Consider the following 13,509-nt stretch of genomic DNA (forward strand, 5'->3'; position numbering starts at 1 on the left):
AATAGGTGTTGGTTCGGATATGACGGGCGCACGATATTCCCAAACGGCGTGATTATGCCTTGATGCCTTTGCGCACCAGAATGCGTTCGGCACTTTCATTCCAGACATCCATTTTGACGATCTTGCCGTTTTCAATCACGAAACGGTCGACATAACGGTTGCCTTCAAACGGTGTTCCGTCCGGCCATTCGCCGTAAAGCCAGCCGGTGCTATACACCACGGTCTGGCCGTTGGTGTTGGCGACATCAAACTGACCGAATTTCTTTTTCACCCATTTATAGCGTGCGGCATTAAAGGCCGTGGTGCCCGACGGATGGTCGTATTTCTGACCATCGGTAAAGGTGATCACGACATCATCAGACATGAAAGTCGCCGCCAGTTCGGGGTCGGGCTTCATGGATGCATCAAGAAAATCGCGCACGGTCTGGGCTTCGGGCGGCAGTGTATCAAGCACATTTACCGCAGTCTGATCGGTCATCGGGAATCCTCATTCACTGCAATTGATCTGTGATCAGCATAATACGTAGGCGAAAAATTTGCATGCACTAATTTTATGCAATAATTGCATGCAATTTGCGTATGCATGAGGCAAATGGCTTTGGAGAAATGATATCGAATCCCATAAGTAATTGATTTCGCATGATTTTGATTCTTGGCACGGGCTTTGCTGCAATGCGGTGGTAGTTCGGCGCGTATCGTGAAACTGCGACGACCGAATGCGAAGTCACATAATCAGGGAGTCTCACATGCCTATTTCTTCGCCTATTCCGAAACTGACGCGCCGTGCCGCCCTGTTGGGTGCTGCTGCTGCGATGATGTTTGCTGCCACCTTGCCTGTCCATAACGCCCGTGCTGATGAAACCGTAAAGCTCGGCCTTGTTGCTGCGCTCAGTGGTCAGTCGGCCAAATCGGGTGAAGCAATTACGCGTGGCATTACCCTTGCGATTGACAAGATCAATGCTGCGGGTGGCGTTCTTGGCAAGCCGCTTGAACTTGTTTCCCGCGATGATGAAAGCAACCCGGGCAAAGGTCTGGTTGCGGCCCGTGAACTGGCACAGCGCGAAGGCGTTGCTGCGATCATTGGTGGTCTTGATACGCCGGTATCCTTTGCCATCGTCCCGTATGCCAACCAGCAGAAAATTCCGTTCATCGGTCCGTGGGCTGCTGGCACTGGCATCACCAAAAACGGTGCGGAAGAAAACTATGTGTTCCGCGTTTCCGCCGTTGATGAATATGTCGACGAGGCGATCACGGAATATCTGATTGCAAATTACGGTGCCAAAAAACCGGGCATGATCCTGATCAACAACCCGTGGGGGGAATCCAACGAGAAGGGTTTGCTCAAGGCGCTTGAAAAACGTGGCATGACCCATGCCGGGATCGAAAAGTTTGAATCAAACGACGTTGACGTTGTCCCGCAGTTGACCCGTCTGAAAGAAAGCGGTGCAGACTCTCTGTTCGTTGTTGCCAACGTTGCCCCGACCGCACAGGTGATCAAGTCGCTTGATCGTATGGGCTGGGATGTTCCGATTTCTTCGCATTGGGGCCCGGCGGGCGGTCGCTTTACCGAACTGGCAGGCAAATCCGGCGAGAAAGTCCACTTTATCCAGACCTATCTGTTTACCGATGCAACCAGCCCGATGTTCGTCGAGCTTCAGAAAAAGTTCCCGGAAATCAAAACCCTTGCCGACGTGACCCCGGCAACCGGCATTGCCAACGCTTATGACGCCACCCTTTTGATTGCAGCGGCCATCGAAAAAGCCGGCTCGACCGAAGGCCCAGCCATCCGTGCCGCGATGTACGAGATTTCGGGCGTCGAAGGCATGATCAAAACCTATGACAAGCCGTTCACCCCGGACGATCAGGACGCGCTTGGCCCGGAAGACTACACCTTCGCGCATTTCGTCGAAGGCCAGATCATTCCGATTAAATAAGCCGATCTTTTTACCCCTGTGCGGTGCGATCCCATCCCGTATCGCACAGGGTTTTATTCCTTTTGAATGATGCGCTTTGACGCAGGACATAAACAGGCGACTGGCAATGACATTATTAATCGCAGCCCTGATTACCGGGATCGGTCTGGGCAGTATGTACGGACTGATCGCACTTGGTTTTCAGATCACCTATTCGGTGTCCTCAAAGGTCAATTTCGCCCAAGGATCAATGGTGATGCTGGGCGCGGTATTGGGCTTTGTTTTTTGTGAACAATACGGCTTTCCGGTCATTGTCGGTTATCCGCTTGCCATCCTGTGCTGTGGCTTTGCCGGTATTCTAGTCGAGTTTTTCCTTGTTCGTCCCTTTGCCATTCGCAATTCCGAAGCCTGGCTGATGGCGACGGTTGCCGGCGGCATTTTGCTTGATAACGCGGTGCTTTTTACCTTTGGCAATGAACCGCGCACGTTGCCATCCGCCCTTGTTGGCGAAACCTGGAATATCTTTGGGACGGGTGTTTATCCGCAACAAATCCTGATCCCGATTGCGGCCATCGGTGTGGCCCTGGCCCTTCATGCGCTGTTCCGCCATACCCGACAGGGCCGTGCGCTTTTGGCGGTGGTGCAAAACCTTCAGGCCGCAAAGCTGATGGGGATCAACACAACCGTGATGGTCACCGGTTCCTTTGCCATTTCATCAATGCTTGCGGGCTGTGCCGGTCTGTTGATTGCGCCGCTGTTCTCGGTGCATTCGGACATGGGCACGCTTTTTGGTCTCAAGGCGTTTGCGGTTGCCATTCTGGGCGGCATGACATCGGCCTATAGCGTGATGCTTGCAGGCTTTATCTATGGTCTGGTCGAGGCCGCTGTGACCACCTATCTCGGATCGTCCTATACCTTCATCGTCGTGTTCGCACTTGTGATTGCGGTCCTGACCATCAAACCAAGCGGCCTGTTTGGTCGTGCAGCGATCAAGAAGGTCTGATGATGAAAACGAAGTTTCAACTTAAAAATCCGATGCCCAACCTGAACAAACCTGTTGCTCTTGATGCTGCGATCGTCCTTGCCGTGCTTGGCGGTTTGATCGGTGTTTCAATCACCGGCGGCTATACCCAGTTCATCATTGGCCTTGTCGCGATCACCACGATTTTGTGTGTGGGTCTGAACGTTCTTTATGGTTTGACCGGTCTGGTGTCGCTGGGGCAGGTCGGGTTCTTTGCGATTGGTGCCTATGCCAGTGCGATCCTGACGCTCGCGGGCCTTAATTTCTGGCTGTCGCTGGTGGCGTCATCGGTGATTGCCGGGTTTGCCGGGTGCTTGCTGGCGCTTTCGGCAGTGCGGATGGCGGGCCCGTTCCTTGCCATGGTGACCATTGCCTTTGCCTTTATTGTTGAACATGGCGCGATTGAATGGCGTGCCCTGACCGGCGGGCAGAACGGTTTGATGGGCTTCCCGATGCCCGAATTGTTTGGCTATATGCTCAGTGAAACCGATCTGGTGATGCTGTGCGTTATTCTGGGCGGGGTTGCGTTGCTGGCATTCCGTCGTCTGGTGACAAGTGGCTGGGGCATGGCGATGACATCGATGCGCGATGCCGAAATTGCGGCCAGTTCGCTGGGCTATAATGCCTTTGTCGTCAAGGCGACCGGCTTTGCGATTGCGGCGGCGATGGCGGGTCTGGCCGGGGCGCTGTTTGCGCCGCTTATGATGTTTATTGCGCCCAGCAACTTCCCGCTTAGTCAATCAATCCTGTATCTGTTTGCGGTCATTCTGGGTGGGGCCGGTACGGTTCTGGGGCCGCTGGTCGGGGCAACGGTTTCGGTGATGTTGCCTGAAATGCTGGCCGATTTTGCCGAATATCGTTTGCTGATTTTCGGGGCACTTCTGATTGTGGTTCTGTTGATTGCGCCGCGCGGTATTGTCGGTGTGGTCGAACGGTTCATACCGCTTAAAAAACGCAAGGTCAATGCCACCCCGGCGGCCGAAATCGAGGCAGGGCTTAAAGCCTATACCAAGTCGGACGGACTGGTGGTTGATGATATCTCTATTGCCTTTGGCGGGGTGAAGGCGGTCAATTCCGTATCCTTCACCGCCAAGCCGGGGCAGGTGACGTCGATCATTGGTCCGAACGGGGCGGGCAAGACCACGCTTTTGAACATCATCAGCGGGTTCTACAAACCGACCGAGGGTGCGGTGGGTATTGGCGATCAGGACATTGCCGGAAAACCGACCGACTTTGCAGCCCGCAACGGGATTGCGCGCACCTATCAGGCGACCCGGCTTTTTGAAAACATGTCGGTTGTTGATAACGTCATTGCCGGTCTTCCGGTTGGCCGTTTTGGCAACCCGTTCAGCGCGATTGCATCAGACGAAAACCGCAATCATGCCGCCGGACTTTTGGCATTTTGTGGCTATCAGGGGGATATCGACGCCCGTGCCGGTGATTTGCCGCATGTGGATCGCCGTCTTGTCGAAATTGCCCGGTCCCTTGCGACCAGGTCCGGTGTTCTTCTGCTTGATGAACCGGCTGCCGGATTGATGCATGCCGATAAGGTGTCACTTTCCAAACTGCTGCGTCAGTTGGCCGATGCCGGGATTACGGTTGTTCTGGTCGAACATGACATGGAAATGGTCATGGGTATTTCCGATCAGATTTTGGCGGTTGATGCCGGAACCCCGATCATTTTCGGAAGCCCGCAGGCAGTGCAAAGCAACCCGCAAGTCATTGCGGCCTATCTGGGCGATGGCAAAATGAAGGCCCGTCCGCGGCCCATTCCGTTCGAGGCCGGGGAATCTCCGGTAATCGAAACCCTGCGTCTGACCGCGGGATATGGGGCGGCCCCGGTTCTGCAATCGGTTGATATCAAGGTCCGTCAGGGCGAGATGGTTGCACTGCTTGGCGCCAATGGTGCGGGCAAGTCGACCTTCCTGACTGCCCTTGCGGGTCTGTTGCGTCCGGTAAAGGGGCAGATTGTTCTTAATAACGAATATATCCATGCCTTTGCCCCGCATCAGATCGTTGAACAGGGATTGATCCTTGTGCCCGAAGGGCGTCAGGTTTTCCCGGAATTGACGGTGCGTGAAAACATCGAACTGGGGGCCTATAAACAACCCAAACCTGTCAGTGCGGATGAACTCGAAGCCATCCTGAAACGCTTCCCGCGTTTGCGTGACCGCATCAACAGTCCGGCAGGATTGCTGTCGGGTGGTGAACAGCAAATGATGGCAATTGCGCGCGGCTTGGTCGCCAAGCCAAAGGCCTTGTTGCTTGATGAACCGTCCCTTGGTCTGGCACCGGCGATGGTCGAAGAACTATATGCCATTCTGGGCGAGCTTCGCGATGATGGTGTGACCATCCTTCTGGTCGATCAGATGGCGACCATGGCGCTTTCGGTGGCCGATTATGCCTATGTCCTTGAACAGGGCCAGGTGGTTGCCGAGGGCCCCGCATCGGATTTGCGTCAGGATGAACGCCTGATTGCCGCCTATCTGGGCGGCAGCGAACAGGGCGATAAAAAACAAGAAAAGGTAGCGGTTGGAGATGTTTGATTATCTGGTAAAGAATGCCTGCCTGCATGGCGAAAACGCCCTTCTTGATCTTGGGATTGCCAATGGCAAGATCGTTGAAATTGCTCAGTCGATAACCGGGGATGGGCCCGCTTTTGATGCGGCCGGGCAATTGGTGACGGCGGGCTTTGTTGAAAGCCACCTGCATCTTGATAAGGCCTGCATTCTTGATCGTGCCAAGAATGAAACCGGCACGCTTTCAGGCGCGATCAGTGCGGTTGCCAATGCCAAAAGCGGCTTTACCGAAGATGACGTCTATGCCCGCGGGGCCAAGGTAATTGAAAAGGCAATCACCCAGGGCACCAATGCCGTTCGCTCCCATGTGGAAATTGATCCGGGCATCGGGCTTGCGGGTTTTAACGCGATCAAGCGGCTTAAGGCCGACTATGCATGGGCAATGGATATCGAGATTTGCGTGTTCCCGCAGGAAGGATTGCTGAATTATCCGGGGACCGAGGAATTGCTGCGCGAGGCCCTTGAAAACGGCGCGGACCTTTTGGGGGGCTGCCCCTATATGGATACCGATCCGAATGGCCAAATCCTGCGTCTGTTTGAAATGGCGCGGCACTATGATGTCGATCTTGATTTCCATCTGGATTTTGATCTGGACGGTTCTTGGCGTCATCTTGATGAAGTGGCGCGCCAGTCGATTGCCTTTGGCTGGCAGGGGCGGGTGATGATTGGCCATGTCACCAAGCTGTCGGTACTGCCCAAACCGCAACTTGAAGATACGATTGCAATTATGCGCGATGCGGGGATCGGATTAACCGTGCTTCCGGCAACCGATCTTTTCCTGACCGGGCGCGATCATGATCACAGCGTTCCACGCGGTGTCGCCCCGGCGCATAAACTTGCCGCGCACGGGGTTTGCTGCACGATTGCGACCAACAATGTGCTTAATCCGTTTACGCCTTATGGGGATTGTTCACTGTCACGCATGGCGAACCTTTATGCCAATGTCAGTCAGCTTTCGACAGAAGCCGAACTTGAAAACTGCTTTGCCATGATCGCCGATGCCCCGGCCAAACTTCTGGGCAGATCAAACCGGATTGCAGTGGGCGAAGCTGCAAGCTTCATCATCCTGCCCGCCCAAAGCCGCGCACAGGTGGTTTCCGAAATCAGCCGCCCCGTGTGGGGTATGAAAGACGGGCGGGTAACGTTCGAACATCCCGCCGCAAAACTGTTTCGGCCATAAGTCAGACAAATAAAAAGGGGGCAGCCAACCGGCTGCCCCTTTTTGTATGAGGAATGCGAGCGGCTATTCCAAAATACGACCCTTCTTGTCATACAGGAACCCGGTCCCATCCGGATCAACGATCCAGGCCTTGCCATTTTCAAAGACGTTGGCTTCGTTTGCGGGCATGGGGTCAAACGCGAATTTTCCATCCCAACCCACATATCCATATTCATATGCGCTGGAATAGCCATCCTCGACTTTCTCCCGCGACTTGATCAGAATCAGATCTTCTGAATAACCCTCGTACTCCCAGCCTTCCGGCAGCTTTAGACGTAACTTCAACTGGTTGTCGTAGATCAGTTCCTGATACGTATCTTCATCTCGCCGTGTAACGACCAGATTGCCATCGAGGAAGCTGAAATGTGTCGCCTGGAACCCGAAGACCGGCTCTGTGTCGTCCTCATGCACAAGAACTTCGCCTTTGGCATTGATGACCACCCATTTCACAACATCGACCAGCATGGTGTAGCGCGTAGAAGCACCGCCTGAACATTTACCGCTACAAAGGCCGATGGTACTTCCTGTTTCCTCGCGTGTTCCTTCGAACCTTTTGACAACGCCGATGCCTTTAAGTTCGTCGTAGCAACTTTTATACTGAGCTTCGAGCACAACTTTGCCGTCTTTATTCTTGTACCCGCAGCGATAGTCATCATCTTCGCCAACTGAATACATAACCAGGGCGTCAAGCGGCGATGGCAAGCAGTCGCGATAGCCAATGACTGAATTTGGTGCATCTTCAAAGCTGCGCGGCGGGGTAAAGGACTGACAGTGGCGGAACTTTTTAAAAAGGGAGTCACTCCTTTCCATCAAACTTGTATTGATTGGAATATAGGCGTTCACGCGCCATTTATACTCTTCGACACGCTGTTTGCGATAAACAGCCTCAAACAGGTATTGCATGAAGGCGTCGATGCTTTCCGGAGATGACTTTATCGGTTTGTCGTCTCTTTGGGCTTTTAACTGTGCGTCCTTACGTTCTTGCCAACGATCCGAGGTTTGTATCTGTTTTTGTTCGACAATTTTCAGGTCTTGCTCGGCAAGCCATTTTCGAACGTGATGAAGATCGATTTGTGCAGTTTGCACAGAATGCTGTGCCTGCGAGCTGATCTTTCCCGTTTCCAGCAGTTCGAGATAATGAGACTTCGCGCGTTCTTCGCGCCCGCCCAGGTCATACCCGTTATCCTGGAAAAGTTCCTCCCAGCTTGGACTTCCAGGCATACTTAACGCAAGTTTCGTATCATCGGATTTTGTGAAGTAGCCGGGATCGCACGTGACCCAGATATTGTCGGTCAGGCTGGTGAAGAAATTGATCTTCACATTATAAAGAACAATCGTGTCAAGCACTTCACGTGGCAGATTGCCACTGACACCCTTGATGTTTGTGACAAGTGTGTTGTCTGTCTGTGCCTTGTTGAAAGACCAGTTCGCTGTGCAATAAACGACCGGTTCCCCCCACAGGGTATAGATCATCAGTTTCGCATTGATATCGACCGATGCCATCCCCTCGCCTTCCGAGCCCCAGCCATCAAGCATCTCGGCCTTGAACGGGATCTGAACATCTTTCAGGGTGATGATATCTGTTTCAACCCGGCCAATTTTGGTGATGTCGTCATCGGCAAATGCAGGAACCGAGACCGGAAAAACAATGGCAAGGGCGGCGAAAGCGCGCCGGATTTTTGCAAACATCACAGAACCTTCCCCGCAGAAATTTTCAGCGCATCTTCTGCAAAATCAGCACAGTCACCCGCAAGGGCAAGATAGGTATCTGCATACTGCTTGGCGACGGCCACCAACTGATCCCGATTGTGGTCGTAATCTTCGAACATGGATAATCTGTAGGTCATGAAAGCATAATAAAAATAATAGTTTGCCGGCAGATCATCGGTTTCCGCGCGGAGTTTGCCCATGTAATACAGGCTTAAGGCGTAATCCCGGTCCCCGAAGCTTACCGCGGCCAAAAGCATATGATATTCAAAATCTGTTCTGGCCTGTTTGTAGACCTCGCTTTCTTCGAGTTTTTCTTTATGGGCCACATTTTCCTTGCTCAGCATAATGCTGAGCGGAGGGGGAAGATCGCTTTTGGAAACCCGATTTCCCTGCAGGCCCAGCTTTTTCATAAAGGCGCTGAACCCGCTTTCCTCGCAGGATTTTTCCGTTGCTGCCGTTGCTGCCATCGCCATGGTTGCGGCATGGCTTTCTCCGATGAACGGTGTCCCCCAAAGGTTGGTGGACATCAGGATTGAAACCGTCAGGATGGTCAGACGGAATGCTTTGTTGTTTTTAACCATGCTTTGTTCTCGGCAACTTGCGACACCACACGGCATAACCCGGGGCCCGGACAATTCGATATCGGAATTTGATTACTCACTATATCGATCGATTTGGGATGGCAATGCAATCGCTAGTTCATCGGGTTTGGAAATTGATTTCCTGTTTGGTTGCCGGGACTTAAACAAAACAAGGGCAGCCTGTTGACTGCCCTTGCTGTTTGGAATGTTCAAACCGCTGGATCGGTTGCTTAACCGTGCGCGATCATGATGTGACGGGCAGCGGTGTAATCTTCGAGTGCGTAATGCGACATGTCCTTGCCATAGCCGGACTGTTTCAGGCCACCATGCGGCATTTCATTAACCAGCATGAAGTGGGTGTTGATCCAGGTACAGCCATACCGCAGGCGGGCACTGGTTTGCATGGCGCGCGAGATATCCTTGGTCCAGATCGACGATGCCAGACCGTAATCGGAATCATTGGCCCATGCGACGGCCTCGTCGACATCGGTAAAGCGGGTGATCGAGGCCACCGGCCCAAAGACCTCGCGGCGTACGATCTCGTCACTTTGCAGGGCACCGGCAATCACGGTCGGTTGATAGAAAAAGCCCGGCCCGTCATGCAGCTTGCCGCCGGTGGTGATTTCGATGTGTTTCTGTTCGGATGCGCGGGCGACAAAGCTTGCCACGCGGTCACGTTGACGTTCGGAAATCAGCGGGCCGATTTCGTTTTCACCGTCATCGGAACGGGCATAGGCAATGCTTGAAACCGCCGATGAAAGATCAGCCACCAGCTTGTCATGGATTTTCGGACCGGCGTAGATACGACATGCCGCCGTGCAATCCTGTCCGGCATTGTAATAGCTAAAGGCGCGCAGCCCTTCGACAACGGCTTCAAGGTCGGCATCATCAAAGACAATGACCGGGGCCTTGCCACCCAGTTCAAGATGGGTGCGCTTGACCGATTTGGCGGCGGCCTGAAGAACCTTTTTGCCGGTCGCGACATCGCCGGTGATCGAAATCATGTCGATCTTGGGATGGTTGATCAGGGCATTGCCAACCGTTGCCCCGCGGCCCAGTACAATATTGACCACGCCTTCGGGCAGGATATCGGCCAGAATGGTCGCCAGTTTAAGCGCGGTCAGCGGTGTCTGTTCAGACGGCTTGAAAACAACCGTGTTACCCCCGGCAATCGCCGGGGCCAGTTTCCAGGCCATCATCAACATCGGATAGTTCCAGGGCGCGATCGAACCGATCACCCCAATCGGATCACGGCGGATCATGGAAGTATGGCCTTCCATATATTCACCGGCAATCGATCCCTGCATGCAGCGCACAGCACCGGCAAAGAAACGATAGCAATCAACAATGGCCGGGATTTCGTCATTGCGCACAGCATTGATCGGCTTGCCGCAATTCAGGGATTCCAGTTTGACGAAATCTTCGGCTTCGGTTTCGATCCGGTCGGCAATTTTCAGAAGGTAATTGGACCGTTCGGCCGGTGTGGTGCGCGACCATGACTTGAACGCATGTTCGGCGGCATTGACCGCACGGTCGATCTGTTCCATCGATGCTTCGGGCAGCATCATGATGGTTTCGCCGGTTTTCGGATTGATGATGTTTTCTTCGGCTTCGACGCCCGTTTCAAGGCTGCTGCCGATCAGCATCTTGGTATCCATAATAAGCTCTCCCGTTTGTATCGTTATTACGTTGTTACTTCCCGGATCCGGCCACCTGATCGCCATCACGGGTCAGGTAATAGGCCGCAAGGATCGGCAGGACCGTGACCAGAACCACAACCATCGCCACCACATTGGTGACAGGTCGCTGGCGCGGTCGGACAAGTTCTTCAAGCATCCAGATCGGCAATGTTGATTGCTGACCGGCGGTAAAGGTCGTGACAATCACCTCGTCAAAGGACAGGGCAAAGGCCAGCATCCCCCCGGCCAAAAGGGCAGTGCCGATATTGGGCAAAATGACATGGCGGAATGTCTGGAAACTGTTGGCCCCCAAATCCATCGATGCTTCGACAAGCGACCCCGATGTCCTTCTGAACCGCGCGACGGCATTGTTGTAGACAACGACAACACAGAACGTCGCGTGACCCAGAATGATCGTCCAGAACGAGAACGGAATTTCAGCAATGCTGAAGGCTGATCGCAGGGCAATACCCGTGATAATGCCGGGCAAGGCAATCGGCAGGATCACCAGAAGCGATATGGTTTCCCGGCCAAAGAATTTGGTCCGTGATACCGCTGCGGCACAAAGTGTTCCCAAAACCATGGCAATCACGGTCGAAATGGTTGCGACCTGAAGCGACAGTTTAAGGGCTTCCCAGACGTCCGGGCGGTTCCAGGTAACTTCCAGCCACTTCAGGGTGAAACCGGGCGGCGGCCACTGATAGGATTTATCCTCTGTCGTGAAGGCATAGACAAAGATCAGGGCAATGGGCAAATGCATGAAGGCAAGACCAAGCCCGGCTGCTGCCTTAAGCGCAAAGGGTGCGCGGTGCTTTCCATCAGATCGCATCGAAGGCCCCCATACGTTTTGCGCCCCAAAGATAGAAGCCCATGATGACAATCGGCACGACCGTAAAGGCCGCGGCCAGCGGAATGTTGCCTGCCGTGCCTTGCTGGGCATAGACGGCCTGACCGATAAACAGGCGCGATGACCCGACAATTTGCGGAATGATGTAATCACCAAGGGTCAGCGAAAAGGTAAAGATCGACCCCGCGACAATGCCGGGCAAGGCCAGCGGGAAAATCACATGGCGGAATGTCTGACCGGGCGTCGCACCAAGATCACCGGATGCCTCGATATAGCTTCCCGGTACACGTTCAAGTGCGGCCTGAACCGGCAGAACCATGAAGGGCAACCAGACATACAGGAACACAAGGAAAGTCCCGGTATAGCTGACCGACAGGGAATATCCGCCAATGATCGGGATCGCCAGCCATGCTTCAAGAAGCCAGGTCAGATGCAGCTTGGCAAAAATCCATGTCAGTATGCCTTCCTTGGCAAGGATCAGTTTCCAGGCATAAACTTTGACCAGATAGCTCGACCAAAGCGGCAGCATCACGCCGATGTAAAATACTGCCTTCCATTTACCGCGTGCATAACGCGCGGCGAAATAGGCAATCGGAAATGCCACACAGGCCGCGGCAACCGTAACGATGGCTGCCATGGAAACGGTGCGGATGATGATATCAAGATTGGCCGGACGGAACAGTTCGCCATAGGTTTTAAGCGTCAGTTCGTACTGAACCATCCCCGAAAATTCATCGATGGAAAAGAAGCTTTGCGCCAGCAACGCAAACAGCGACCCAAGATAGATGATGCCAAGCCACAGAACCGGCGGGGTCAGCATCAGGATCAAAAGCAGTTTGGGATTGCGCCAGAACGTGTCAGACAGCGATCCGGTCCATCCGCCCTGACCGGGCAGGATGGCCGTACCTTGCGCCGTTTCTGTGACGGGGGAGGCGGCCGTCATTGGGCATCCTCCATCAAATGCAGTTCGTTTTCCTGCCAACTGATATGAACCAAACTGCCATTTTCAGGCACCGCCTGATCGGCCGGGATCAGGGCATTGATCCGCATATCGCCAAGTGCCAGACCAACCCGGGTGGTGCCCCCCAAATAGCTGCTTCCGGTCACGGTTGCCAGATGGCCATCGGACTGAACAAAGCGGATGGCTTCGGGGCGCAGGCTTGCACAGGCGTCCTTGCCGGTCAGTTGTTTGACAAAGGCCGGTTCAAGTACGTTTGATGATCCGACGAAATCGGCGACAAAGCGGCTTTGCGGACGTTGATAGATATCCTGCGGGCTTCCGACCTGCTGGATTTTGCCGTTATTGAACACCGCAACCCGGTCGGCCATCGACAGGGCCTCGCCCTGATCGTGGGTGACAAAAACAAAGGTGATGCCAAGTTTGCGTTGCAGGGTTTTAAGTTCTTCCTGCATCTGTTCACGCAATTTCAGATCAAGCGCGCCCAACGGTTCATCCAGCAGAAGGACCCTGGGTTTGTTGACCAAGGCACGGGCAAGCGCAACGCGCTGGCGCTGTCCACCGGAAAGCTGCCCTGGGCGGCGGTCGCCATAGCCCGGCAGGGCGACAAGTTCGAGGGCCTCGTTGGCGGCCTTGTGACGTTCGGCCTTGCCCATCCCCTGTATCATCAGGCCATAGGCCACATTGTCGATGATGTTCATGTGCGGGAACAGGGCGTAATCCTGAAACACGGTATTCACGTTGCGCCGATAGGGCGGCACGTTTTCGACCTTGGTGCCGAAAATTTCGATATGGCCGCTTGTGGGCTGCTCAAAGCCGGCAATCAGGCGCAGGCACGTGGTTTTGCCCGATCCTGACGGGCCGAGCATGGCGAAAAATTCACCCTCGGCAATCGACAGGTCCACATCATCAACGGCGCGAACCGTGCCGAAATGACGTGAAACACTGGAAAAGGAAACTGCATTCGTCATTGGTAAACCAGTTGTTTGAAGCCCGCCCGCA

11 protein-coding genes are annotated in these 13,509 nt (G+C 54.0%); 4 read left to right on the plus strand and 7 right to left on the minus strand.

The window, feature by feature from the left end:
- Positions 1-52: 52 nt before the first annotated feature.
- A complete protein-coding gene (locus TH19_RS14270) occupies positions 53-478 on the minus strand; it encodes a nuclear transport factor 2 family protein (RefSeq protein ID WP_114103031.1) in 426 nt (141 codons plus the stop codon).
- Positions 479-746: 268 nt separating this feature from the next.
- Between TH19_RS14270 and TH19_RS14275 the strand changes: the two genes are divergently transcribed.
- The 4 genes from TH19_RS14275 (at position 747) to TH19_RS14290 (ending at position 6,693) form a co-directional block, all read left to right on the plus strand.
- On the plus strand, positions 747-1,934 hold the full coding sequence (locus TH19_RS14275) for an ABC transporter substrate-binding protein (protein ID WP_181846427.1): 1,188 nt from the start codon (positions 747-749) through the stop codon (positions 1,932-1,934).
- 106 nt (positions 1,935-2,040) lie between these two features.
- Complete coding sequence (locus tag TH19_RS14280) at positions 2,041-2,916, plus strand: branched-chain amino acid ABC transporter permease (protein WP_114103032.1); 876 nt, start codon at positions 2,041-2,043, stop codon at positions 2,914-2,916.
- Entirely contained in the window at positions 2,916-5,480 is a 2,565-nt protein-coding gene (locus TH19_RS14285; RefSeq protein ID WP_114103033.1) for a branched-chain amino acid ABC transporter ATP-binding protein/permease, read from the plus strand. Before TH19_RS14280 ends, TH19_RS14285 begins: the two co-directional genes overlap by 1 nt.
- Entirely contained in the window at positions 5,473-6,693 is a 1,221-nt protein-coding gene (locus tag TH19_RS14290) for an amidohydrolase family protein (protein WP_114103034.1), read from the plus strand. Before TH19_RS14285 ends, TH19_RS14290 begins: the two co-directional genes overlap by 8 nt.
- Before the next feature lie 63 nt (positions 6,694-6,756).
- On the opposite strand, the gene TH19_RS14295 is transcribed toward TH19_RS14290, so the two are convergent.
- From TH19_RS14295 to TH19_RS14320, 6 genes are all read right to left on the minus strand, one after another.
- Entirely contained in the window at positions 6,757-8,268 is a 1,512-nt protein-coding gene (locus tag TH19_RS14295) for a hypothetical protein (protein ID WP_147250771.1), read from the minus strand.
- A gap of 152 nt (positions 8,269-8,420) precedes the next feature.
- Positions 8,421-8,915: a hypothetical protein gene (locus TH19_RS14300; protein ID WP_147250772.1), complete on the minus strand. Its 495-nt coding sequence runs from the start codon at positions 8,913-8,915 to the stop codon at positions 8,421-8,423.
- Between the two features lie 338 nt (positions 8,916-9,253).
- The gene (locus TH19_RS14305; protein ID WP_114103037.1) at positions 9,254-10,681 is read right to left on the minus strand and encodes a gamma-aminobutyraldehyde dehydrogenase; all 1,428 of its coding nucleotides are present in this window, start codon (positions 10,679-10,681) and stop codon (positions 9,254-9,256) included.
- 34 nt (positions 10,682-10,715) lie between these two features.
- Entirely contained in the window at positions 10,716-11,531 is an 816-nt protein-coding gene (locus TH19_RS14310) for an ABC transporter permease (protein WP_114103038.1), read from the minus strand.
- On the minus strand, positions 11,521-12,492 hold the full coding sequence (locus tag TH19_RS14315; RefSeq protein WP_114103039.1) for an ABC transporter permease: 972 nt from the start codon (positions 12,490-12,492) through the stop codon (positions 11,521-11,523). Before TH19_RS14315 ends, TH19_RS14310 begins: the two co-directional genes overlap by 11 nt.
- Positions 12,489-13,478: an ABC transporter ATP-binding protein gene (locus tag TH19_RS14320; RefSeq protein ID WP_114103040.1), complete on the minus strand. Its 990-nt coding sequence runs from the start codon at positions 13,476-13,478 to the stop codon at positions 12,489-12,491. The genes TH19_RS14315 and TH19_RS14320 overlap by 4 nt, the downstream gene beginning before the upstream one ends.
- Between the last annotated feature and the right edge of the window lie 31 nt (positions 13,479-13,509).

Source organism: Thalassospira profundimaris (genome assembly GCF_003326675.1).
GTDB classification, from domain to species: domain Bacteria; phylum Pseudomonadota; class Alphaproteobacteria; order Rhodospirillales; family Thalassospiraceae; genus Thalassospira; species Thalassospira aquimaris.

What these genes read in the sequence shown, in the direction of transcription:
- TH19_RS14290 (WP_114103034.1), top strand. Translation starts at nt 5,473, where the DNA reads ATGTTTGATTATCTGGTAAAGAATGCCTGCCTGCATGGCGAAAACGCC.
- TH19_RS14275 (WP_181846427.1), top strand. Translation starts at nt 747, where the DNA reads ATGCCTATTTCTTCGCCTATTCCGAAACTGACGCGCCGTGCCGCCCTG.
- TH19_RS14310 (WP_114103038.1), bottom strand. Translation starts at nt 11,531, where the DNA reads ATGCGATCTGATGGAAAGCACCGCGCACCCTTTGCGCTTAAGGCAGCA.
- TH19_RS14305 (WP_114103037.1), bottom strand. Translation starts at nt 10,681, where the DNA reads ATGGATACCAAGATGCTGATCGGCAGCAGCCTTGAAACGGGCGTCGAA.
- TH19_RS14315 (WP_114103039.1), bottom strand. Translation starts at nt 12,492, where the DNA reads ATGACGGCCGCCTCCCCCGTCACAGAAACGGCGCAAGGTACGGCCATC.
- TH19_RS14280 (WP_114103032.1), top strand. Translation starts at nt 2,041, where the DNA reads ATGACATTATTAATCGCAGCCCTGATTACCGGGATCGGTCTGGGCAGT.
- TH19_RS14270 (WP_114103031.1), bottom strand. Translation starts at nt 478, where the DNA reads ATGACCGATCAGACTGCGGTAAATGTGCTTGATACACTGCCGCCCGAA.
- TH19_RS14300 (WP_147250772.1), bottom strand. Translation starts at nt 8,915, where the DNA reads ATGGCGATGGCAGCAACGGCAGCAACGGAAAAATCCTGCGAGGAAAGC.
- TH19_RS14295 (WP_147250771.1), bottom strand. Translation starts at nt 8,268, where the DNA reads ATGCTTGATGGCTGGGGCTCGGAAGGCGAGGGGATGGCATCGGTCGAT.
- TH19_RS14285 (WP_114103033.1), top strand. Translation starts at nt 2,916, where the DNA reads ATGATGAAAACGAAGTTTCAACTTAAAAATCCGATGCCCAACCTGAAC.
- TH19_RS14320 (WP_114103040.1), bottom strand. Translation starts at nt 13,478, where the DNA reads ATGACGAATGCAGTTTCCTTTTCCAGTGTTTCACGTCATTTCGGCACG.